Below are 21,547 nucleotides of genomic sequence, written 5' to 3' on the forward strand. Positions count from 1 at the left end.
CGGCGGGTGCCCGCCCGCGCTAGGCTGGTCACCTCGGCTGATGCAAGTGGCCGCAGGAACCACAACGCGGAGCCACACCTTAATGTCCGATGACCTTGCCTTGACCGCTCTGGCGGCCTCTTCCTTTTCTTTGCCCGAGCTGCGCGACGGCCAACTCGCCGGCATGACCGCGCTGGTAGAGGGGCGTGATGTCCTGGCTGTCATGCCCACCGGCTACGGAAAGTCTGCTACCTATCAAGTCGCAGCGCTGCACCTTTACAACCAAACGGGCCGGCCCGCCGTCGTCGTTTCTCCCCTCATTGCCTTACAGGAAGACCAGCTGGACGGGTTGACGGATAACTTGGGCGAGGGCGCCGCCGTCGCCATCAATTCATCCCGAAGCGATTCAGAGGTGGAGGAAGCCTGGCAGGCAGCCGAGGCCGGCAAAGCAACCTGTCTGTTCCTTGCCCCCGAGCAATTGGCCAAGCAGGAGACCGTGGAGCGGATCGCTAAGCTGGACATCACCATGTTCGTGGTGGACGAGGCACATTGCGTCTCCTCCTGGGGCCACGACTTCCGGCCGGACTACCTCGAACTGGGCAATGTCCGCGAACGCTTGGGCAAGCCGCCGGTTATAGCCCTCACCGCAACGGCGTCCCCACCAGTGCGTGACGAAATCGTGAAGCGACTCGGCATGACAGAGCCGCTGGTCCTGGTTCGAGGCTTCGACCGCCCCAACATCAGCCTCGACGTTGTCCGGCACCAGGAGGACAAGGGCAAGCGACAAGCCGTAGTGGAACAAGTCGTAGCGCTTGCCAAGGCGGAGGGCCTGGGGCTGTTGTATGCCGCCACCCGCAAGGACACGGGGAAATACGCGGCCAAGCTGGTAGAGCACGGTCTCCGTGCGGAGGCGTATCACGCAGGCCGCACGGACTCCGACCGGGAGAGTATCCATGAGCAATTCCTGGATGATGAACTGGACGTCGTGGTGGCTACCACTGCCTTTGGCATGGGAATCGACAAACCCAATGTCCGGTTCGTGGTGCACGCCGACATTCCGGAGTCCCTGGACTCTTACTACCAGGAAATCGGCCGCGCGGGCCGCGATGGTGAACAGGCTTCCGCGATACTGCACTACCGTGCCGAGGACCTCGGGCTGCGCAAGTTCTTCGCCACCCACTCCCCGGACGCGGAGGCGCTCATGACCGTGCTGAAAGTCATCAAGAATGCCGGTGCGCCTGCTCCGAAGACCGCCTTGGTGGAGCTCACCGGTTTCCCGGCCCGCCGTGTCACGGCACTGGTGAACCAGTTGGAGGAAGCTGGCGCCGTGAGGACCGGTAAGCGCGGCACCCGCCTCAGCTCCAAAGCCAAGTTGAGCACATTAGTGGACCGAGCCGTCGGACTGGCTGAGGCGCGGCAACGCGTGGACCAGTCGCGGCTCACCATGATGCGAGGCTTTGCGGAGACGGATGCCTGCCGTCGTCAGTTCCTGCTGGGCTACTTTGGGGAGAACCTGCCGGAGCCCTGCGGCAACTGCGATGCCTGCGCTGAAATTCACGACGACGCCGGGCCGGGTTCCGCCGGGCACCCCACCTCAGACGCAGAGAACCTGTTTCCGTTGCAGTCCACTGTGATCCACAAAGAATGGGGTCCGGGCCTGGTGATGCGGCACGAGGACGATGTCATGACTGTTCTGTTCGAACAGGAGGGCTACAAGACCCTGTCGCGCACCGCCGTCGTCGAGCATGAATTGCTGAAGCCTGCCTAGGTGCGGGCCGGATGCCCGCCGGACTTCCTACGAAAGATCATCACCATCAGGATGCCGGTCAATGCGGTCCCGCTCACGAGATACAGCAGCTTGCCCCAAGGAGAGTAGTCGCCGCCGGATATGAAGAAGGCGTCTGCCAGGGCCATGCCTGCGGAGAAGGACGCGAAGAAATATATAGGAGCGCCAAGCACCAAGATCAAGAGCTGGAGAATCACAACGGTTCTCATCCGTGAAATAACGCGTCTCGCAGTCAGCAGAACCACAACGGCACCAAGAACCGTTCCAATGCTTGACCACGTCAACACCGCGGCCAACGAAATTGATTCGTTGTGCCGGGCCAGGCCCTCATGTATCTCGTCCAGAGTGGCACCCGGAACAGCGGCGAGAGGATTCCACACGAGGATCTGCAACGCCGCGAAAAGAGCGTACGCCGCTAACCCAAGCAGCCCGACAATGCTGACTATCACCCGCGATGATTGAGTGCTGCTTCCCATGATCCCCATGCAGGCAGCCTAGGGGAATCAGGTATTGAGCTCCAGCATGAGGGCTGGCAGTTCGTCCGCGAGTTCCCGGGCAAGGAACCCCAGGGGCCCGAGCTTGCTGGCCAGACGGTCGGCGGCGGCCGCGTGAAGATGGGTGCCCCAGCACGCGGCTTGGGCATCGCTGGTACCGCGCGCACGGAGCCCGGCAATAGCCCCTGCCAAAACATCGCCGCTGCCAGACGTCCCCAGACCGCCGTAGCCGGTGGTGATTTTCCATAGTACCGAGTCCTCCGTGGGCTCCGGAGCGGCGATGTATCCCTGGCAACTCACCACCGCATCAAACCGCCGGGCTATCTCAGCAACATCAGCCCCAAGATCCTCCACGTCCCTGCCCAGGAGAATGCCGGCCTCTGTCGGGTTCGGCGTGAGGACCAGCCTGCCACGCCACGGCCCCAACTCATCCTCGATCTTCACCAACCCGCCCAGGGCGTAGGCATCAAGAACGACGGCGGGAGCTCCGCCGTCGTCCGTGGCATCGCGGGACTCCTCCCGCTCCAGCAGCGCTCGCAACAGCGATTCCGCCAATTCGAGATCGTCCAAACCTGGGCCGATCAGCACGGCATCGGCCCGTTCCAGGTAGGACGAGATCCGGTCCAATCCCTCACCGGTCACGGAGCCGCCGGCGTTCTCGGGCAGCGCGATTGAGCCGCACTCCGGCAGCGCAACTCCCACGTGCACGGCTACGGATTCGGCCACGGCCAAGGTAATTTTTCCCGCGCCGGCACGAAGGGCTGCGGTCCCGGCGAGCAAAGCCGCGCCGGGGGTCGCCCGGGCTCCGCCAATGACCAACACGGCACCGCGTGAGTACTTGTCTTCTCCGGGCGCCGGCAGCGGCCAGTCACGCAGAAGCGACGGTGTCACCAGTGTGGGTGTGCTGGAATCATTGTGGGTGGACACTGGCATCTCCGGCGTGCTCTGTGACGGTGACACCCTGTTCTGTGAGGTGGTCAGCCACATTGAAGCTCTCCAGCTGCCAGGGCCCCGCGCCCGTAGGCCGCACGTACCGGGTGATGGATGCATTCAGCACTGACGTGGTCGCTGCAAGGTCAAGGATTTCGTGCTCGGACATGCCCTCCAGGACATAACGGACCAGCAGGATGACGGCGTCGTGGCAGACCAGCATCACCCGGTGCCCTGTTCCCAAGGTGTTGAGCTCATCCAGGATTGAACGAAGGCGGAGCGCGACGTCGGCCCACGATTCACCGCCCGGCGGCCTGTAGTAGAGCTTGCCCAGCCATAGTCGCCGCTCGGCTTCGTCCGGATATCGGGTCTCCACGCCTAAACGTGTCAGCCGGTCCAAGATTCCCAGTTCCCGGTCGCGGAGGCGTTCATCGGTGAGCACCTTCACGGGCCAGCCGGCGGTCTCAACAGCGATTTCCGCGGTCTGCCGGGCCCGTGCATAGGGGGAGGAGACAACCGCATCCGGGCGGAGTTCATCGGCGATCCTGGCCAACGCCGTTCCCAGTGCTTTGGCCTGGTCCCGTCCGGTGCCCGATAGGTTCACATCAGCATCCCTGGCCGGAACATCAATCACTTCGGCTCCAGCCAAACGAGCCTCCGTTGCGGCCACGTTGCCTTCGCTCTCGCCATGCCGGATCAGGAGCAACTCCACAGCGCCGGCCTCCTGCACTGCGTCCGTCAGTCCGTCCTCATTCACAAAGATCACCCTTTCGCGTGCGTCGCCGAATGCAGAACACTACCCACTGCGTACCCACAGGGCCAGAAGATAAACGCTCGACGGCGATCGCGAACCCCTGTTGTCCGGAGGTGGAGTGAAGTAAGTTGCTCGCATGGAGGACTCATACCCAGTCATCATTGTCGGTGCCGGATTCGCAGGCGTAGCCGCAGCCAAGGAGCTCGGGCGCAAGGGTGTTCGTGTCTTGCTGATCGACTCGAACAACTACCACCAGTTCCAGCCGCTTCTTTATCAAGTGGCAACCTCGCAAATCGGAGTGTCGGCCATCGCCCGGCCGCTTCGTTCGGTTTTCCGCCGCTACAAAACAGTCAAGGTTCTGACGTCGAAGGTGGAAACCGTTAGCGCCGCTGATCGAGTGGTCCGGACGTCTGATGGTCGCGTCATGCGTGCCGATACCCTGGTCATCGCCGTCGGGGCGGTCCCGAACTTCTTCAATACCCCCGGCGCGGAAGAGCATGCCTTTCCGCTGTATTCGGTCACCGATGCCACGAGGCTTGGGACGGGCCTCACCCGGTTGTTGGACCAGGCTGACAGAAACCCCGACGGGTCGGTGGACGTCGTTGTGGTGGGAGGCGGGCCCACTGGTGTTGAAACGGCTGGAGCAATGGCCGAAAACGTCAAATACGTTGTGCGCAAGTACTTCTCGCCGGAGCTGGCAGCGCGTTGTCGGGTGCATCTGGTGGATATGGTTCCCAGTGTCCTGAACATGTTCTCCAAGAAGTCCCAGAGCTATGCCACGGACCACTTGAAGAAGGTGGGAGTCCAACTGCACATGGGTGTGGGCGTGACTGAAGTCCGGCAGGACGGGGTGACCTTGGCGGACGGGAGTTCTGTACCCGGACAAATCGTGGTGTGGGCCGGGGGCCTGAAAGCGGGCGACCTCATTGCCGGCTCGGGTCTTGCTCAGGGGAGAGGCGGGCGTATCGATGTCCGTACCGACTTGACTGCCCCGGATGCGGAAGGCGTCTACGTCATTGGAGATGCAGCCAACATCACGGATTCAACGGGTGCAAAATTGCCGCAACTGGGTTCGGTCGCTCAACAGGCCGGAAAATGGGCCGCTAAGAACATCCTCGCGGAGCTCAGTGGTGGCAGTCGGACGCCCTTCCGCTATGTGGACAAAGGCTATATGGCGATGGTGGGGCGTGGCGCCGCAGTGGCAGAGCTGGGCCGCAAGCGCCTCCAGTTGCAAGGCATCCTTGCCTTCTTGTCCTGGCTTTTGGTGCACCTCGCACTGTTGTCCGGGGTCCAACAAAAAATCCGGGCCTTGTTCTCCTGGCTCAACGGCTACCTCCTCCACAGCCCCGCGCAGGTAGTGGTCAGCGGACCGATTGAGAAGCAACCAACGGAACAGGATCCGCCGGGTGCATTGCCTTCAAAGGAGTCTTGACGAGGACTCGTTTTTGTAAGTCCTGTGAGCCAAAAGTGCGTGGGCAACAAGGAGTATCCCGGCCAAGGCAAGCGGAAATACGTGCAGGGGGATGGACAGCAGGATCAACAGCACTCCGACGGCGGCGGCCATGACGTCGCGGATGCGGGGTTGAACAGGACCGCCTACGGGAACCCCGGATTCCAATTGCCGGGCCAAATCCGGGTCTTGGATGAAGAGCTCGCGCTCAAGCTGCTGCAGTACTTTGCGCTCCCTTTCTGAAAGTGGCATGGGAGTTCCTCCTAAGCGCTACGGCTCCCTTGTGCGGTTGGCAGATCAGCTGGTTTCGCGGGTAAACCTGATTTCCAGTGACTCGATAAGCTAAGCATGCTTACTATTCAGATTTCAAGCATGAATTCTGTGTTCGTGCGGAGGGAGACCCGCTTGAGCACCCAAGCTGGAAAGATAGCAGGAGGAACCCCGAACAAGGAGCAACATCATGACACTCAAAGAGCGCTTGAAAGCCGACGTCGTCGACCACATGAAGGCCGGCAACAAGACCGCCCTTACTACTGTCCGCAACGTGCTGGGCGAGATTACTACCCGCGAGAAGTCCGGGAAGACTCCGGTGGAGCTGGACGACGCCCAGGTCACATCACTGCTTCAAAAGGAAGCCGCCAAGCGCCGGGACACAGCCCGCATCTACACGGAGGCCGGCGAAAATGACCGTGCAGCCGCCGAAGTTGCTGAGGCTGAAATCATCGAGGCTTACCTGCCGAAGGCCCTCACCAGGGAAGAAGTAGAGGCGATCGTCGACGACGCCATCCAGGCACTGAAGGCTGACGGTGAAGAGCTTTCCATGCGTTCCATCGGAGCCGTGATGAAGCCCGTCACCGCCAAAGTTGCAGGACGTTTTGACGGCAAGACTGTAAGCGAGATCGTGCGCGGACGCTTGGCGTAGTGAGGTCAGCCGACCCCAAGCAGCCACCGCAAAGTGTCAGCATTCCGCACGGCGTTACCACCGCCGTCGTTGTTGAAGTAGACGTAGACATCCTTGCCGGCGCCGTCCCACTCGCGAACCCGGTCCGCCCACCATTGGAGATCGTCATCGGAGTATGAGCCGCCGTAGAGGTGCTGATGGTCCGGGCCGTGCAGTCGAACGTATACGAATGGTGCGGTGGCCCGGAGGATGCACGGCAGATGGGCACCACTCATGATGCAGTAGGCAGCAGCTTGGTGTTCCAGCAGGGCGTAGACGTCCGGGTGGTCCCAGCTGTCATGGCGAAACTCGACGGCGACGCGAATCCACTGCGGCACGGTAGCCAGGAAGTAGTCGAGTCGGGCGTCGTCGCGTTCAAAATCTGGCGGGAGCTGCGCCAGCAGCACAGCCCTCTTATCGCCGAGTTCGTGCCAGCAGCGGACGATCCGTTCCACCCAAACTTCTGGACTATATAGTTTCTTGCCGTGCGTGAGGCCCCGCGGCGCTTTCACTGACATGGCAAAGCCGGGCGGGAGCCGCTCCCTCCAACTTGCGAAGGACGTGTCGCGAGGCCATCGGTAGAAATTGGCATTCAGCTCCACCGTGTTGAAACGCGCTGTGTAGCGGGCCAGACGCTTGGCAACAGGGAGGCCCGGTGGATACAGCACGTTCTCCCAATGGTCGTAGCTCCAGCCCGAGGTGCCGATGTGGATGCCCATGAAGTGGATGGTAGCGGGTTATTCACAGGAAAGGGTGGCTGGCTTGGGAGGCTCACCGGGCGCTTTCCTGGACTCGAGGGGCCAATCCAAGGTCTTACGCCGGACAAGACTTCCGACTGGCTGCACTTAACCGAAGACCCTTGACTGGCTTCGTTTGTCCTATGCTCCGAAGAGCTTCTTGCTGATTTTTGCGAAAACACCCGGCTCCAGAGACGGGTCAATCACAGTCGGTTCGACCGTGAAGTCAGTTCCACGTTCAGTCACCGGCCTGCGCAGGTTCTTCCAGTCAACAGAATCGAACTCCGGGTTGTAAATCGGAGGAGTCACGCCCTCAGCACGGAAGATTTCCCACATCCACGACGGGATGTTGTCGACAGTACGAGGGAAATAGAGGAGTTCTTCAGCCCACACGTTGGCATCCGATGGGTGCTCGCCCGGGTACCAATCCCCGTCGGGGTCACGTTGCAGATGCTCCTCGTCGAAAAGCAGTAGTTGGCCAGGGCGGTCCGGAAAAACTGCTACCTCAGCTGTGGTCCAAGTTCCAGCACCAGGACTATAGGCCAGCAATCGGCACTCTTCCAACCAATCGTTCCAGGCATCGCGGGAGAAGCGCCGGTCCCCGGCCATGAAGCTCATGCTTGATTCCGCCCGCATTGATCCATGCCACGACGTGCCCGAGACGTGATGAATAAGTGTGGCAGAGGCCGAAGTCATGCCGACAGCAAACCCCGAGGGCCCGAACGCTTCGCTCTGAAGTCGCGCCAATCCCTTGATGATCAATGGTTCGTCGGATACGTCGTAAGAGGTCAACTGCTTACACTCTCCCAATCGATCTAGTTATTGAAAGTTCTGAACGTGGCACGACTTTGGCCAAAGCGATACTCAAGCTCCAATTTACTAGGTAGGCCGGCTTTCGCCCCCGGGAGCAAACGCATCTCCCAAGTCAGATCAATCGGTGAGCCAGCTACAAGGGTCTTCTTGACTTTGTTGATCACTTCCATCTCGAAGGACGGGGCCGCGTGGCCGCCGTCGTAGCCTGGGCGGCCGAGCCAGCCGGCCTTGCGTTGTTGATAGCCGTTGCGGTTGGCGTCACCGACCGGGGTGGAGACGATGTGGCCTTTGGCTGACGTGAGGTGCCCGTTGTTGTCCATTTTGAGGGTGAAGGTGTTCTGCAGTCCACCGTCGACTTGGGCGACGATGTTGTAGGTGACGTTGGGCATGGGCTTGTTCAGTTCCACGGACCAGGCACCTCTGACCCCGGCGTAGGTGTTGACGATGGTCACGTTGCCGTTTTTCGTCGGTGTAGAACTTCTCCAACGAATCGGCGACGTAGGCCCCCGTCGGCGTTCTTCACTTCGGAGCGCTGGTGGATCCTGGCACCCCGCTAGGCTTCTGGGGGATTTGGGTATCGACGACGGCGGGCCCGGGGTTTTGCGGTTGGCAAGACCGCCGACTGTCAGAACCTAACCGAACACCCTTGACTGTTCTCGGTTGTCCTATGCTCCAAAGAACTTCTTGCTGATTTTGGCGAAAACACCCGGCTCCAGAGAAGGGTCAATCACGGTCGGTTCCACGGTGAAGTCAGTTCCGCGTTCAGTCACCGGCCGGCGACGGTTCTTCCAGTCAACAGACTTGAACTCCGGGTTGTAAATCGGAAGCGTCACGTCCTCAGCCCGGAAGATATCCCACATCCACGCCGGGATGTTGTCCACCGTCCGCGGGAAGTTTAGCAACTGCTGTGCCCAGGTTGCGGCTCCGGAAGGCTTGGCTCCGGGGTACCAGTTGCCGTCAGGCATCCTATCGAGATGTTCCTCGTCGAAAAAGTTGAGCCTGCCAGGAACGTTTGGAAAGATGTGGACTTCTGCCGTGGTCCAGGTTCCTCGGCCAGGCACGTAAGCTGCAACTCGGCACTCATCGAGCCATCTGTTCAGCGCCTCACGGGTGAACCTTGCACTGCGATCGCGGTCCATTACAGTCGAGCCCGAAACCATGTACCCCCGGAGGTAAAGCGATGAAGGGCGGCTCACAACGATTTCAACAACTTCATCCATTGTTGGCGCAAAGCCGTTGACACCAAAGGCTTCATTCTGGAGTCGCTTAAGGCCGTCCATCACTAGAGGGTGACAACTTAAGTCGTACGTAGTCATAGTCTCCAGGGCTCTCTCATACACCGCGTAGATGCAAAAGGATGGGCATTTCAACGGTTTCGATGGTGCAGAACTTCGGTTGTGAGGTCGACGACGGCGGGCCAGGCTTTCGCGGGTGGCAGGGCTCCCAACTGGCTGAGTTCAACCAAACAGGGTTGACTGGCCACGTTCGTCCTATGCTCCGAAGAGCTTCTTGCTGATTTTGGCGAAAACACCCGGCTCCAGAGAAGGGTCAATCACAGTTGGCTCGACGGTGAAGTCAGTTCCTCTGTCAGTGACCGGTCGGCGACGGTTCTCCCAGTCAACAGAATCGAACTCCGGGTTGTAAAGCGGAGGAGTCACGTCCTCAGAACGGAAGATATCCCACATCCACGCTGGAATGTTTTCCACGGTCCGGGGGTACCTGAGCAGCTGTTGAGCCCAAGTTTGGGCACCGGCGGGCTTGCCGCCGGGGTGCCAACGACCGTTGCTCATTCGTTCGAGATGTTCCTCATCGAAGACATGCAAGCGGCCAGCCTTGCTAGGAAAAACGTGGATTTCTGCTGTTGTCCAAGATCCAACACCGCGAGTATATGACCGATCCCTACATTCATCCAGCCAGTGATCGAGGGCTTGCGCTGAAAAATCGTCCTCGAAGCTTTGGCCCTTGTAGATGATTTGGTTTCCGCTGACTTTATGGCCATAGCCGAAAGTGCGCGTCCCATAGTGAACTAGAACATGGACTACTTCATCCATTCCGTGGGCAAAACCCGCGGGGCCGAAGGCCTCAGAAGAAAGCCGTTGGAGACCGGCAACAACAAAAGGGTCAGAGTTTAGCCTGAGGGAATCCACGTCTTTAGCCTACTTCGGGCTCAGCGAGGTTGTTGAATCTCGCTATTGTGGGTTGCTCGCCGTCGAAGGCAAACCTCAGTCTGGCCTCTCGTGGCATTCCAGCCCTAACACTGGGTTCGAGCCTCATTTCCCAGGTCAAATCCACCGGCTCGCGTGCATCCAAACGCGTCTTCACTTCCTTGATGACTTCCATCTCTGTGTCGTGGAAGTTGTTTGCCTCGTCGATTTCGTTGGGTGTTCCGGCCTTGCGGTTCTGCCATTCGTGCTGGGGGAAGAGGCCGCCGCGCTCACCTATGAATCCAAAGAAGGACGGGGCCGCGTGGCCGCCGTCGTAGCCTGGGCCGCCGAGCCAGCCGGCCTTGCGCTGTTGATAGCCGTTTCGGTTGGCGTCGCCGACCAAGGTGGAGACGATGTGGCCCTTGGCTGAGGCAAGGTGCCCGTCGCCGTCCATTTTGAGCGTGAACGTGTTCTGCAGCCCACCGTCGACCTGGGCGACGACGTTGTAGGTGACGTTGGGCATGGGCTTGTTCAGTTCCACAGACCAGGCACCTCTGACGCCGGCGTAGGTGTTGACGATGGTCACGTTGCCGTTTTCGTCGGTGTAGAACTTCTCCAACGTATTGGCGTCGTGGCCCCCGTCGGCGTCCTTCATTTTGGTCCGGTGGTCCACGATGTACTCGGTGTTTGGCTCCAACCCGGTTTTGGCGGCGAAGTTGTCTCTGCGGCTGACGGGGAAGTGCAGGTCTCCGTGCCTGACAACTATCGTGTTTTCGACTTTGGTCGGGTGGACGAAGTGGTCTGGCACGACGGCGGGTTCGGCCGGATGGCTGGGCACGTCTGTGCTGGCAGCCTTGGGCGGCACGAATGCCGGAGGATTGTTCTCGCGGATGGTGGCGGCTTTGTTGTCCATCAAGTCCGGAAGGCCAGTGTGGATGCCGGTTCGGGTCATGACACCGCTGGGATCCGGGATCAGGGCCCCAGGGATGCTGGCTTCCACAGTCCTGAAACCTTCAGCGAGGTTGCCCACTCCGTCCGCTATTGCACGCTTGGCACCGCCGACGGCCTCCACGGCCGTGGATTTCGCACCTGTGATTGCGGCCCAGGTGGCTACTCTGGCCTTGGTCATTGTGTCCTGGACCTTGGCAGTGGTGTTCGGCATGAGGATGTCGGAGACCTTCAACGCGAGCGAGCCTGGCTTGTCGAGGAAGATGCCTGTTACCTTCAGCGCATTCGCAGTAGTGCCTAGCATGGCCGACGTCCCGCTCAGCCTCGCGCTCTGGGATGCGATACTGAGTCTTTCCGCCGCCATTCCAGTCTTTGTTGCCAACGTCCCGGCCTTCACGCCGGCGCCAGCCCCAGCACCAACAAAAAGGCTAGCCACGTTGAAGGTGGTTGCTCCGGCGGCCCAACCTGCGTTTGTGTCTGCTTCGTCCTGGTGAATGAAAGCCGGGCCTATCGACCCGAACAGGTCCAAGGCTTCTTGGACCTTTGGTGCGTCCTCTTCCCGACGTTTGGCATCGAAGGAGGTCAGGGGCACCAGCGCAAGTGTTCCCGCTGCGCCCACCATTGCGTTCACTCCGCCCCAGGCTTGGTCGCGCTTTCCCGGGTTCAACGTTCCTGTCAGAGACCAGACTCCATCAACGGTCTCGATCAATCCGGCGCCGAAGCCCTGCAAGAGCCCTACAACCCCGTTGGGGCGATAGGGGACTGTTGCTTTGCCCCAGGGCTGCTCCTCTTGAGGGTGTTCTTTTCCGAGGAAGGTCCCGGCGTTCCAGAGGAGTTCGTCCATCCAGTTTCCGGTTTTCAGGTCTGGAGCGGCGGGGCGGGAGACGGTATATGTTTCTCCGCCGGAGGCAGCGGCGAGGGCGCCTGCGCAGGTGTTTTGTGCTGCGAGGTAGTCATCGTGGATGGCTTTGACCTCAGCAGCGAGCGTGTCGTGCCGGGCGGTTAGGTCGGATTCTCCGGTCCAGTGCTGCTGTTCATTCCGAACTATACGTTCACCCTTGACCATGGTGACTTTTTCCACCGACGTGGGAAAGGCCCCGATGTCAGCATCCAGTGCATGAACCTGCCGGCCGTAGGCCTCGAGGCGTTGCTTCAGGTCCCGGCATGTCGAGGAGAAGGTCGCCAAAGCCGTAGACGTGGATGCCCCGGCTCCCTGCACGCGCTGGGCTGAGGGCATGATGGTGCCGAACGCCGCGAGCACGGTGGGTGACTCGTCCGAGGAATAGGAGCCGGAGAGTCCGCGCCAGATCGCCGTGGAGGTAGCTACGCCGGAGAGGAAATCATCGGCGTGCTGCCTTAGCGATTGCGCCGCAGCGTCCAGGGAATCAACGTCGGGCAGTGCGAACCCGCCGGTGGGGTTCAACCCGGAGGGGCCAACGTCCGAACTGTTTGACATCTTCTTAGTCCCTTACGAGTTTCGCGGGACCGCCATGGGGCGCAGTAGTGGGGTGTTGATCTACCTGGCCAGCGCTCCGTTGAGCAGCCGTAGCCATGGTCAGGTCACCTTGTTGGTAAAAGTTCAGCGCCTGGGCGGTCGAGGTGATGACGTTTTCCGAGCGGCTCACCACTTCAGTGGCCGCTGGCGCAAGTTTGAGAGCCACCAGATCGTTCAGCGCCGCGAGGACCACGCCCGCGTCTCCAGGAAGCGCGGCAGCGGCCTGTTCCAAGGCCTTGCCCATGCCTTCAAGGGAGGGCTGGACACCCTCAACCTGGGCCGCGGTGGCCTTGATGGTCGAAGAAGAGGCGGCGACGTCTATATTCCATGCAGCCATAGCTTGAGAGGCTGCGGTTAGCCGATGCTCTGCACGGCGTTGCGGGCAGAGGTCGCGGCGGTGGTAGCGGTGTCGTCGTTGGTGCCCAGGGTGGTTCGGACCAGGGCGATGATGGCCTTGACTTCGTCCGCGGCGGAGGTCCATCGCGCTTCGACAGCCTGGTATTCGGCGTCGACGCCGTCGGCGCGGAAGTCGGCCATGGCCTGGTTCACGTCGGACTGGCGGGCGGCGATGAGGGTTTCCAGTTGCGCGGCGAGGGCTTGGATGTCGGACTGGACCTGGGCGGAGACGTTGGTGTCGTAGGCGATGCGGTTGCTGGTCATGGTTATGCCCTGCCTTGGAATCGTGCGGCGTCGAAGTTCGCGGCTCCTTCGGAGCGGCGGGCGTTGTCCGATGCGGACAGGTCGCCTTGGGTGAAGGCGGTGTTCATTCCGGACTGGCCTTGGACGATCCCGGCCAGGGCGGTGTTCAGTTCGGATGCGACCAGGTCCGAGCGGTTCTTGAACGCGTCGAACGCGGCTTTGCCGGCGCCGCTGAATTTACCTTCCAGCGGGTTGACGGCGTCCACGAACCGGCGCACCAAGGCGCCGAGGTCCTGATGGGATGCGTCGGTTTGTTTGGTCAGGTTACCGAGTGTCTCGGCACCCATATCAAAGATGGCCATTGGTTCCCCCAGTAGAAGATAAAAGGTCAGTACCGGCCCCGAAGGACAGGAACAAGCTTAACCAGCATTGCGAATACGACATGATAAGTCCAGTCGATGCAGTAACAAGGAGCTGAATTTTTTATGACAGCCCCGTCACAGCCCGGATGCTAAGGTCTGGACCGTACTGAAACCCACCCATGGATTAGGGTTGATGGCACTATGACGCCGTACAGGAGCCTGATGGGGATGGCCGCACATGGCTGAAGATTACGATTCCCGGCTGCTTGAGTCTGCCCGGGTAAGGAAGCATAGACTCGACGATTCACTGTTGTTCGGGCAGAACCCGCATGAACGTAACTATAAGACGGCGACAGCGCGGTTGATGCAATCACTTCTGATTGCGGCCCTCATCGCTGCCATTTGTGTTGGTTTCAGTTTTGTCCAGCATCTGCTCAACGAACAGGCTGCCAAACAAGCAGTGCCTTCAGCATCAGCAACTCTCATCGAAGGAACCCCATGAGCACAGCCTTGAGCCGGGTCACAGTTATTGCGGCCCACCGGCACCTTGATGTGAGGCTCCCTTCCGATGAGCCCATAGCATCGCTCATGCCCCAGATCCTGGACCTGATGAATGAGCCCGCCAGTGCCGGAACATCCGCTGGCACCACTACCGCGCTCCTTACGTCGTCGGTGCTGACCACCAGCGTTGGTGTCACTTTGGAAAGCTCACTGACGCTACGCCAAGCAGGTATCTCCGATGGCTCCATGCTCTACCTCCGCGACGAACGCGATGTTCCGTCAGCGCCGGACGTTTACGACGTCCCCTCCTTCACGGCCGAATCCACTGAGCGCCTCCCGGCACTGTGGGCGGACAAGCTGAGGGCCATAGGTCTCTCGACCGTAGCTGGTTTGTTGATGGCCGCTGCCAGTTCGTCGTTCGTGGTGGTCCTGCGCGGAACAGGAAACAGGGACGCCGCCCTCATCGGCATCGCGATCGCGGCCGCCCTCATGTTGCTCGGCGCCATAGCCGGCCGCGCACGTTCCATCCCGGCAGGACTCGCGCTCGTATCCGCCGGGCTGGCGACTGCTGCGGCCACATGTTTCATAGTGACGCCTTTCGCGACTGGAGCTCTGCTCCTGTCCGCCGCCTTGGTCCTCGCGTTAGCTGCCTCGGGCGTCGCGACGGCCAAATACATACCTTTTCTTTCAAGCGCTGGACTGCTCCTCACTTTGGGCGGTTTGTGGGCATTGCTGGGCTTCAGCACGCGGGACCAGCCACTCTCGGCCGGTATCACAGGCATCGTGGCCATATTTGCCCTGGGTGTGGCGCCCCGACTGGCCACAATACTGACAGGCCTTAGCGGTTTGGATGACGATCAACGCCAAGGCAAACGGATCACCCGCAACACGACGCTGGATGCCGTTCACGCAGCGCACGCCACCCTGACGGGCTGGACGCTCACTGCAGCGGTCATAGCCGGCGTGGCAGTGGTGGTTGTTGCGACGGCGAAGAACCGGCCCGTCTGGGCGGTCTTGCTCGCGGTGGCTTTGTTGGGAGCCCTGACGTTCAGGGGGCTGGCGTTGCCGTTGCTTGCACAACGTGCCGGTGTCTACGTGGCAGCGGCTGGTGCCTGCTGGGGCGCCACCTTGGTCTTTGTCCTGGCATCCAAGCAGCCACTCTGGCTTGTGGTCGCGGCAGCGCTGGCAGTTCTGGTGCTGGGGGCCTGCATGGTCAGGGTCCGGGAGCAGACTGCTGCCCGGCTTCGCGTCATTGCCTCGCGGCTCGAACTCCTGTGCGTGCTCGCCACGATTCCCTTGGTGCTCGGACTTTCCGGTGCCTACACACAGCTAGGACAGACTTTTGGCTGAAGTATCGCGTTCAGGATTCCCGATTGGCCAGCCACCCGCACCGGTGGGCGGGTTTCCCGGGATGGGCGGCACTACCGCGGAGGTACCGCCGTCGACCCCTCCTGCCCCTGCGCCACAAACCGCACCCGTCACCGCAACTGTGCGGCAAGCCGCATCACGCAAGAGAAGTGGCGACACCTGGTGGGAACGTGTCCGCTTCGAGGTGACCGACGCCGTGACCTCAGGGGCGTTGTCCGAGCGCCTGATCCGGGCGAGTTCCGCGGTTGAAGCCCCCATCACCACCGGGCGGCGGATCGTAGTTTTGGGGACGGCAGGCGGCGCGGCCACCACCACCGTGGCGGCATTATTGGCTAAGTTGCTGGGCAGCATCCGGCAGGAGCCGGTCATCGCCGTGGATGCCACCGATCACAGCGGAAACCTCCTGCGCTACCTCGGGTCCTCGCAGGCCGCCCTTTTGACCGAGCTCATGCAGCAATTCCGTACACAATCGGTCCGTACGTTGCCCGACGCCGTCAAGCACGCCGCGTCCTGCGGCAGCCAGGTCTTCGCCGCCGGGAGAGCGGACGTTCCCGCTCTGGCAGACGCGCCCATCGCTTTGCAGGAATGGACGGACGTCTCGTCCACGCTGTCGCGCTTCATGGCGGTAACAATCGTCGACGGCGGCGCCTCACCTTTGTCCCGACACGCAGCCGCGCTGCTGGGAACCGCGCATGCCGTGGTGCTGGTTTCTCCTCCGGGAAACCCGGAGGCAGCCAAACTCGCTTCGATTCAAGAGTCGCTGGGCAAGTCATTCCCGGACGTTCACCAGATATCAGTAGTGGTCAGGTCCCGGCAGAACCACGAGGCAGCGCTGAGCGATGGCATGTTGCCCTACGACCGGCACTTGGCCAGTGGCAGCAGCCTGCAACTCAGCCGTCTGGGCTCCCGAACCAGGATCGCGGCTACGGAACTCACCGGCAAGGCCTTGATGGCCGCGAACAGGGCCTGAGCGCATGACCACACGGATCGTTCATCGCCCGGCCCGGACCACACTTCCTGAAAAGGCACCCGAAGCTGCACTGCTGGACGCCCCGCCGCAGCTGGCCGGGGGAGCAGGCGGGATGAACCTGCTTGCCCTGGTGCCGATGCTGGGAGCTGCCACGTCGGTGACGGTCATGATGCTCTTCCGGGGATCATCCTTGGCCGGCATAGGCGCGATCATGATGGTTGCCACCGTCCTCGCTTCGGTGGTGCTGATGTTCTCACAGCGCGGCAAGGCCACTCGGCAAAGGGCGGCCAAGCGCCGTCTGTACATGGACTACCTCAGGCGCCGCCGCTCAGACTTTGAGGCTGAAGAGCAACGGGCGCGGGCAGGCGCAAATGCGGCCCATCCGCCGGTAAATCGCTTGGTGCAAAGCGTGGTCAACGATCCCCACCGGCTGTGGGAACGCCGCCGGACCAGCCCTGACTTCCTGGTCACCCGTTTGGGAACCGGCAGCGTTCCGCGAAGGCCCATCACGATCCAGGACAGCGGCGACGCCGTTGAACGCCCGGATGCCTTCATGCTCTCTGAAGCTGAGCAGCTCCGCCAACGTTTTGGGAACAACCCGGATATGCCGCTGACTCTACCGCTGGGTGCAGTGTCTGACGTCTCAATCGTGGGGGATCGGGAAACGGCACTGATGGTGTGCCGCAGCCTGCTCTGCCAGCTCACGTCGGCGCAATCTCCCGAGGACGTCGAGCTTGCGATTGTTGCTACCGGTGCCGAGCTGGAGGACTGGGAGTGGGCCAAATGGCTGCCGCACCTGCAGGAGCGCGGAACACTGCGGAGGGCTGATTCCCTGACCGAACTGGCCGGCCTGCTGGAAAACTCCATGGGTGCCCGGCTCGCCGCAGTGAACAGCGCCGCCCGTAACTTTCAACAGGTCCCCGCAGATGCCCTTCCGCGACTGATAATTATCACGGACCTGCCAGGGCAAAACGCTGTGGCGCTGCCCGGGTTGCCCGCTGACCTTCCATTGTCCCGGCTCGCGGTGACCCGGATACATGTTCTGGCTGAGCAGCAACAGGAGCCGGAACGGGTTGACCTCCGCCTGACGGTCTCTCCTGACGCCTTGACGCTGGAAGCCACGGCAACCGGCCAAACCATGCGGGGCATCGCTGATGACGTGCCTCCGGTGGTCGCCGAGTCCGTAGCCCGGGCCTTGGCGCCGTTGCGTCTTTCAGAGTTGTCCCACGAATTCGGGGAGCACAAGTCTTCGCGCAGCTACGCCGAAGCCCTGGGCCTCACCGAGTACACGGCCGAGGCCATGCTCCGGTTGTGGAAGAGCCAACGCGGCTCGGATTTCCTGAGGGTTGCCATCGGAGAAGACGAGGACGGAACACCCGTCCACCTCGACCTGAAAGAACCCGCCCAGCAAGGCATGGGTCCCCACGGGCTATGCGTGGGCGCAACGGGGTCGGGTAAGTCCGAGCTCCTGCGGACCATTGTCCTGTCGTTGATTGCCACGCATTCGCCTGAGGACCTCAGCATGGTCCTGGTCGACTACAAAGGTGGAGCGACGTTCGCTCCGTTCGAAGCCGCGCCGCATGTTTCGGGGTTGGTCACCAACCTGGTCAGCGACGCCAGCCTGGTGGACAGGATTTACTCCAGCCTGGCGGGAGAGGTCAAACGCCGCCAGGAGCTGTTGAAGAACGGCGGTGACTTCGCCCACATCAACGATTATCGGAGCGCCCGCAACAGGAACCCGGACAACCCGGCACTCGCCGAACCGCTGCCCTACTTGTTCGTGTGCATTGATGAGTTCGGGGAGCTGCTGACCGCCCGCGCAGACTTCATAGATCTCCTGTTGTCCATCGGCAGGATCGGCCGTTCCATCGGCATCCACCTGCTCCTGGCGTCGCAGAAAGTGGAGCAAGGGATGCTCCGCGGCCTCGATACCTATCTGGCCTACCGCATTGCCCTCCACACCAATTCGGAGAGCGAAAGCCGGACCATCATCGATGTCCCCGATGCCTACCACCTGCCCAGCACCCCCGGTCACGGCATCCTGAAAGTAGACACCACGGTGTTCAAACGATTCCGTGCGGCTTACGTTTCGGGTGCGTTGCCTTCACCGGATGACGACGCCGTAAGTACAGTTGCGGAGTCTGTCCCCGTGCAGTCCTTCCGCCTGGCAGCGCATTCGGCCACCGAAGTGCCGGATTTCGCCTCCGCGAGAAGCGGTGCGTTGGAAAGCAAGCGCCCCTCAGACGAAGCAGAAAGCGCAACTATCCTCTCCGCCGTCGTGGGTTTTGCCGCTGCGCAGCCGCGATTAACGCAACCCGTGTGGCTTCCGCCCTTGCCCGTAGCCGTGTCACTGGCGGGGACCGGCGCAGCACTCGACCTCACCTCCGCAGGCCCCAGACTCGCCCAACCGCAGTACCTGAGCCCCGCCGTCGGGATCCTGGACGACCCTGCCCGGCAATGGCAAGGGCCATGGCACCTGGATTTATCCGCCCGAGGCGGGAACCTCGCCATCATCGGTGCACCACAGAGTGGGAAATCCACAGCGCTCCGCACCATCGCCGCATCGCTGGCTCTGAGCCATGGGGTGGAGGACGTCAACATCTACGCGGTGGACCTGCTCGGAAATGCGCTCGCCGGGCTGGCGGGGCTCCCGCACTGCAGCGGTGTGGCCGGCCGTGGCAACCGGGAACTGCTCCGGAGAACCATTGAAGAAGTCCAGGGCCTGTTGAACATCCGGCAAGCCGTGTTCGATCAGCACAAGCTGGATTCCCTTCAAGCGATGCGTGCGCTCCGGTCCCGCGGTGGGCTCAGTGAACTGGCATGCACCGACGCCTTCCTTTTCATTGACGGCTTCGGCAGCCTGACGTCCGAATTCCCTGAACTGGAAGAAGCGGTGCACGACGTCATGACACGCGGCAGCACCCTGGGCGTGCACGTGGTGGTCAGCCTGCGCGGTTGGTCGGAGGTCCGGATGTCCCGTCAGTCGCTTCTGGGAACCAGGATCGAGCTGCACATTGCCGACCCCGCCGATTCGCTCGATCGTCGCCTTGCAACAACACTCGGGGCAAACCGGCCAGGGCGCGCCCTGACAATGGACAAGACGATTGGGCATTTCTCCCTACCGTCGTTATCCACAACCCCGGATCGGGACAACGCCGGACAGGAACTAGCCGAGCTCAGCGCCGTCCTGCGCCAGTACACCGCCTCAACGGCACCGCCAGTTCGCGTCCTGCCTACACTGACGCGGCTTTCGCCGGACCACCGTCCGGTCCGCGGCAGCATTGCGCTGGGTATCCGGGAGCACGACGCCGGCACCGAGAACCTTGATCTGTTCGGCGCGGACAGGGGAGCAGTGGTGGTGGGCGATCCCGAAACAGGCCGTACCAACTTGCTGCGGACGGCGGCCTCCCAGTTGATGGCATCGCACGAACCAGGTGAGCTGGCCTTTGCGGTGTTCGATCCACGCCAACAGCTGCAGGACTTCATCCCCGAGGCGTATCTGGGGGAGTATGCCTCCAATGGGCAAAGAGCGGCCCAGTTGGCCGAGTTCGTTGCCGGCCAGGCGCGGGACCGGTTGGGCGATGGGGGCAGCGCACCAGTCCAAACGCCAAGGATTGTCCTGTTGGTGGATGACTACGACATTCTGGCCGCAACGGGAAACCAGCCGCTGCGTGCGCTCGCAAGCTACCTGCCTTCAGGGGCCGATATTGGGCTTTTCGCCATGGTCACCAGCCGGACTACGGGTAGCGGCATGATGATGCACGATCCCTTCATCGCAAGTCTTCGAGCCGCTGGCGCTCCTGTTGTCATGTTCTCGGGAGACCGTTCAGAAGGAGTGATCGCGAACGGTGAGCGCCCCGTCCCGCTTCCGACGGGGAGGGCAAGGGTCCTGCGCACCAGTCGTCCGCCTGTGACGGTTCAGACCTTCCACCACGATCATGAGGTTGTCCACCATGAGCTATGACTTTCACCTGATTTGCGATCAGGACCCTCGCGAAGGCCGCTTTGCCTATGCCTGCGAGCAGTTCGAGAACAAGTTCCAACTCAACGCCGTGGAGGGCTCAGAGAACCTTGTGGTGAACCTGGCCGGGGAGGACCTGGGGCTTGTCAGCGTTCCCACCCGGGTGCCGAACCCTGAGGTGCGCCGGATCTTCGGTGAGGAGGTGGCCCACCAGCTTGCGGGTGACGCCTGGGTGTCCGAGGTCAACTGCCCCTACAACAAGGACAATGCCGAAGCCGTGCGAGCCCTTCTGATGATTACGGTAATCGGTACCAAAGGACTCCTGATTGATCCGCAGTCAAATGAGGTCATCAACGCGGAATGGGGAGCATGAGGTCAATACCTTTGGTCCCCGTCCCAACTCCTGCGGCCCGTCCGTGGCTCAGCAGGAAGTTGCGCAGGGATCTGCAGGAGGCCGGGGCTGCGACGGTGGGGAACGGAGTAGTTGCCCTGCAGACACTTCCTGACGCATCCGCGAGTTATCCCCTGGTGGCATTTCTCAAAGCCGCAGGAATTCCTTGGGTTGTGGAAGGAGCCGGCGGCCAGCTACACGATGCATTCGTGGCGACCGATGCCGGTGTGGCGACAGGTGCACCCCAGGTGAGTCCCGCCGTCGTGATTTATGGCAGTGTGCTGCACGCCGCCTCGGCTGACTTGATGCTGGGGACGTTCACATCCGGGATGTTGGCCGCGGCGGGATGTACTCCCGAATTTATGGGTCCCGCAGAGCCACTTCAGGAGTCTTGGGATCCGGCCGTGCTGACTGCCAGGCTTCGGGAGAACATGCCCTGGGGGATTGAACTGGTGTCGGGTCACGGGTTCGCCGGGGCAGTCACTGCCTACCGCACGGAAGCAGGTGTGGTGGAGGCTTTCGATGTGTTGATTTCTGCCCCCGACGTTGATGCTCTTCCCGATCCTGCTGCCCTTGAGGCCGCTGCCGTGGGGGCGAACGCACAGGAAATCGGCCTGGAACTGCACTTCGGGGCTTCAGGGCTCAGCGTCCCTTCAGGCAGGGAGGCCGTGAAGGTGCCACAGCTGCTGATACTGGGTCCGTCGCTGCACCGAAGCATTCCTGAAACCCTGCTAATGCAGCCTGAAGGGATGGCAGCGGAAGTCCTTGGCCAGGCACCTTTCCAGCACCTGGCCATTCGGTACCCCGCGGTTTCCGCGTGGGATGGTGGCATAGCCCGCGTCACGCAGCAACGGATCCTCAACGCGGTGCAGGGCCAGTAGTTAG

22 protein-coding genes are annotated in these 21,547 nt (G+C 61.7%); 9 read left to right on the forward strand and 13 right to left on the reverse strand.

The features are described 5' to 3' along the window. The first annotated feature begins 82 nt into the window (after positions 1-82). A complete protein-coding gene (locus ACZ881_RS21530) occupies positions 83-1,747 on the forward strand; it encodes a RecQ family ATP-dependent DNA helicase (RefSeq protein ID WP_476117912.1) in 1,665 nt (554 codons plus the stop codon). On the opposite strand, the gene ACZ881_RS21535 is transcribed toward ACZ881_RS21530, so the two are convergent. The 3 genes from ACZ881_RS21535 to ACZ881_RS21545 are packed head-to-tail and all read right to left on the reverse strand — an operon-like array spanning position 1,744 to position 3,955. Next, positions 1,744-2,250, reverse strand: coding sequence for a hypothetical protein (locus tag ACZ881_RS21535; RefSeq protein ID WP_476117913.1), 507 nt, complete (start codon positions 2,248-2,250; stop codon positions 1,744-1,746). The genes ACZ881_RS21530 and ACZ881_RS21535 overlap by 4 nt on opposite strands. 18 nt (positions 2,251-2,268) lie before the next feature. Continuing rightward, on the reverse strand, positions 2,269-3,192 hold the full coding sequence (locus ACZ881_RS21540) for an NAD(P)H-hydrate dehydratase (RefSeq protein ID WP_476117914.1): 924 nt from the start codon (positions 3,190-3,192) through the stop codon (positions 2,269-2,271). Next, positions 3,170-3,955, reverse strand: a complete 786-nt coding sequence (locus tag ACZ881_RS21545; protein ID WP_476117915.1) for a histidine phosphatase family protein — start codon at positions 3,953-3,955, stop codon at positions 3,170-3,172. Before ACZ881_RS21545 ends, ACZ881_RS21540 begins: the two co-directional genes overlap by 23 nt. Positions 3,956-4,079: 124 nt before the next feature. Between ACZ881_RS21545 and ACZ881_RS21550 the strand changes: the two genes are divergently transcribed. Then, the gene (locus ACZ881_RS21550) at positions 4,080-5,375 is read left to right on the forward strand and encodes an NAD(P)/FAD-dependent oxidoreductase (RefSeq protein WP_476117916.1); all 1,296 of its coding nucleotides are present in this window, start codon (positions 4,080-4,082) and stop codon (positions 5,373-5,375) included. Here ACZ881_RS21550 and ACZ881_RS21555 read toward each other — a convergent pair. After that, positions 5,361-5,645 carry a DUF3040 domain-containing protein gene (locus ACZ881_RS21555; protein WP_091465622.1) on the reverse strand — a complete coding sequence of 95 codons (285 nt, stop codon included), beginning with the start codon at positions 5,643-5,645 and terminating at the stop codon, positions 5,361-5,363. The genes ACZ881_RS21550 and ACZ881_RS21555 overlap by 15 nt on opposite strands. A 208-nt stretch (positions 5,646-5,853) precedes the next feature. On the opposite strand from ACZ881_RS21555, the gene ACZ881_RS21560 reads away from it, so the two are divergent. Then, the gene (locus tag ACZ881_RS21560; protein WP_476117917.1) at positions 5,854-6,315 is read left to right on the forward strand and encodes a GatB/YqeY domain-containing protein; all 462 of its coding nucleotides are present in this window, start codon (positions 5,854-5,856) and stop codon (positions 6,313-6,315) included. 5 nt (positions 6,316-6,320) lie between these two features. On the opposite strand, the gene ACZ881_RS21565 is transcribed toward ACZ881_RS21560, so the two are convergent. The 9 genes from ACZ881_RS21565 to ACZ881_RS21605 all read right to left on the reverse strand — a co-directional run bounded on the left by ACZ881_RS21565 (position 6,321) and on the right by ACZ881_RS21605 (position 13,471). Beyond that, the gene (locus ACZ881_RS21565) at positions 6,321-7,052 is read right to left on the reverse strand and encodes a DUF72 domain-containing protein (RefSeq protein ID WP_476117918.1); all 732 of its coding nucleotides are present in this window, start codon (positions 7,050-7,052) and stop codon (positions 6,321-6,323) included. A 159-nt stretch (positions 7,053-7,211) separates the two neighbouring features. After that, the gene (locus ACZ881_RS21570; protein ID WP_476117919.1) at positions 7,212-7,862 is read right to left on the reverse strand and encodes a hypothetical protein; all 651 of its coding nucleotides are present in this window, start codon (positions 7,860-7,862) and stop codon (positions 7,212-7,214) included. A gap of 23 nt (positions 7,863-7,885) precedes the next feature. Continuing rightward, a complete protein-coding gene (locus tag ACZ881_RS21575; protein ID WP_476117920.1) occupies positions 7,886-8,335 on the reverse strand; it encodes a DNA/RNA non-specific endonuclease in 450 nt (149 codons plus the stop codon). A 213-nt stretch (positions 8,336-8,548) separates the two neighbouring features. Further along, positions 8,549-8,848 carry a hypothetical protein gene (locus ACZ881_RS21580; protein ID WP_476117921.1) on the reverse strand — a complete coding sequence of 100 codons (300 nt, stop codon included), beginning with the start codon at positions 8,846-8,848 and terminating at the stop codon, positions 8,549-8,551. 525 nt (positions 8,849-9,373) lie between these two features. Next, a complete protein-coding gene (locus ACZ881_RS21585) occupies positions 9,374-10,030 on the reverse strand; it encodes a hypothetical protein (protein WP_476117922.1) in 657 nt (218 codons plus the stop codon). Positions 10,031-10,034: 4 nt separating this feature from the next. Beyond that, a complete protein-coding gene (locus ACZ881_RS21590; protein ID WP_476117923.1) occupies positions 10,035-12,431 on the reverse strand; it encodes a DNA/RNA non-specific endonuclease in 2,397 nt (798 codons plus the stop codon). 4 nt (positions 12,432-12,435) lie between these two features. Next, entirely contained in the window at positions 12,436-12,807 is a 372-nt protein-coding gene (locus ACZ881_RS21595) for a DUF6507 family protein (RefSeq protein WP_476117924.1), read from the reverse strand. 17 nt (positions 12,808-12,824) lie between these two features. Continuing rightward, positions 12,825-13,130, reverse strand: coding sequence for a pore-forming ESAT-6 family protein (locus ACZ881_RS21600; RefSeq protein WP_054808765.1), 306 nt, complete (start codon positions 13,128-13,130; stop codon positions 12,825-12,827). Positions 13,131-13,132: 2 nt separating this feature from the next. Beyond that, complete coding sequence (locus ACZ881_RS21605) at positions 13,133-13,471, reverse strand: hypothetical protein (protein ID WP_476117925.1); 339 nt, start codon at positions 13,469-13,471, stop codon at positions 13,133-13,135. Between the two features lie 238 nt (positions 13,472-13,709). On the opposite strand from ACZ881_RS21605, the gene ACZ881_RS21610 reads away from it, so the two are divergent. From ACZ881_RS21610 to ACZ881_RS21635, 6 genes are read left to right on the forward strand one after another with little or no spacing between them, the layout of a single operon-like run. Next, positions 13,710-13,973: a hypothetical protein gene (locus ACZ881_RS21610; protein ID WP_476117926.1), complete on the forward strand. Its 264-nt coding sequence runs from the start codon at positions 13,710-13,712 to the stop codon at positions 13,971-13,973. After that, on the forward strand, positions 13,970-15,322 hold the full coding sequence (gene eccD, locus ACZ881_RS21615; protein WP_476117927.1) for a type VII secretion integral membrane protein EccD: 1,353 nt from the start codon (positions 13,970-13,972) through the stop codon (positions 15,320-15,322). The genes ACZ881_RS21610 and eccD overlap by 4 nt, the downstream gene beginning before the upstream one ends. Continuing rightward, positions 15,315-16,310, forward strand: coding sequence for a MinD/ParA family ATP-binding protein (locus tag ACZ881_RS21620; protein ID WP_476117928.1), 996 nt, complete (start codon positions 15,315-15,317; stop codon positions 16,308-16,310). Before eccD ends, ACZ881_RS21620 begins: the two co-directional genes overlap by 8 nt. Positions 16,311-16,314: 4 nt before the next feature. Next, on the forward strand, positions 16,315-20,274 hold the full coding sequence (eccCa, locus tag ACZ881_RS21625; protein WP_476117929.1) for a type VII secretion protein EccCa: 3,960 nt from the start codon (positions 16,315-16,317) through the stop codon (positions 20,272-20,274). After that, a complete protein-coding gene (locus ACZ881_RS21630) occupies positions 20,264-20,644 on the forward strand; it encodes a hypothetical protein (RefSeq protein ID WP_476117931.1) in 381 nt (126 codons plus the stop codon). The genes eccCa and ACZ881_RS21630 overlap by 11 nt, the downstream gene beginning before the upstream one ends. Further along, positions 20,641-21,543 (forward strand): DUF6177 family protein, encoded by a 903-nt coding sequence (locus ACZ881_RS21635; RefSeq protein ID WP_476117932.1) that lies wholly within the window; start codon positions 20,641-20,643, stop codon positions 21,541-21,543. The genes ACZ881_RS21630 and ACZ881_RS21635 overlap by 4 nt, the downstream gene beginning before the upstream one ends. Positions 21,544-21,547 lie beyond the last annotated feature (4 nt).

The sequence above is a fragment of the Paenarthrobacter sp. TE3676 genome (assembly GCF_056279165.1).

Excerpts from the sequence above, each read along its gene's own strand:
- ACZ881_RS21530 (WP_476117912.1), top strand. The coding sequence starts at position 83 with ATGTCCGATGACCTTGCCTTGACCGCTCTGGCGGCCTCTTCCTTTTCT.
- ACZ881_RS21535 (WP_476117913.1), bottom strand. The coding sequence starts at position 2,250 with ATGGGGATCATGGGAAGCAGCACTCAATCATCGCGGGTGATAGTCAGC.
- ACZ881_RS21540 (WP_476117914.1), bottom strand. The coding sequence starts at position 3,192 with ATGCCAGTGTCCACCCACAATGATTCCAGCACACCCACACTGGTGACA.
- ACZ881_RS21550 (WP_476117916.1), top strand. The coding sequence starts at position 4,080 with ATGGAGGACTCATACCCAGTCATCATTGTCGGTGCCGGATTCGCAGGC.
- ACZ881_RS21555 (WP_091465622.1), bottom strand. The coding sequence starts at position 5,645 with ATGCCACTTTCAGAAAGGGAGCGCAAAGTACTGCAGCAGCTTGAGCGC.
- ACZ881_RS21560 (WP_476117917.1), top strand. The coding sequence starts at position 5,854 with ATGACACTCAAAGAGCGCTTGAAAGCCGACGTCGTCGACCACATGAAG.
- ACZ881_RS21565 (WP_476117918.1), bottom strand. The coding sequence starts at position 7,052 with ATGGGCATCCACATCGGCACCTCGGGCTGGAGCTACGACCATTGGGAG.
- ACZ881_RS21580 (WP_476117921.1), bottom strand. The coding sequence starts at position 8,848 with ATGCCTGACGGCAACTGGTACCCCGGAGCCAAGCCTTCCGGAGCCGCA.
- ACZ881_RS21590 (WP_476117923.1), bottom strand. The coding sequence starts at position 12,431 with ATGTCAAACAGTTCGGACGTTGGCCCCTCCGGGTTGAACCCCACCGGC.
- ACZ881_RS21595 (WP_476117924.1), bottom strand. The coding sequence starts at position 12,807 with ATGGCTGCATGGAATATAGACGTCGCCGCCTCTTCTTCGACCATCAAG.
- ACZ881_RS21600 (WP_054808765.1), bottom strand. The coding sequence starts at position 13,130 with ATGACCAGCAACCGCATCGCCTACGACACCAACGTCTCCGCCCAGGTC.
- ACZ881_RS21605 (WP_476117925.1), bottom strand. The coding sequence starts at position 13,471 with ATGGCCATCTTTGATATGGGTGCCGAGACACTCGGTAACCTGACCAAA.
- ACZ881_RS21610 (WP_476117926.1), top strand. The coding sequence starts at position 13,710 with ATGGCTGAAGATTACGATTCCCGGCTGCTTGAGTCTGCCCGGGTAAGG.
- eccD (WP_476117927.1), top strand. The coding sequence starts at position 13,970 with ATGAGCACAGCCTTGAGCCGGGTCACAGTTATTGCGGCCCACCGGCAC.
- eccCa (WP_476117929.1), top strand. The coding sequence starts at position 16,315 with ATGACCACACGGATCGTTCATCGCCCGGCCCGGACCACACTTCCTGAA.
- ACZ881_RS21630 (WP_476117931.1), top strand. The coding sequence starts at position 20,264 with ATGAGCTATGACTTTCACCTGATTTGCGATCAGGACCCTCGCGAAGGC.
- ACZ881_RS21635 (WP_476117932.1), top strand. The coding sequence starts at position 20,641 with ATGAGGTCAATACCTTTGGTCCCCGTCCCAACTCCTGCGGCCCGTCCG.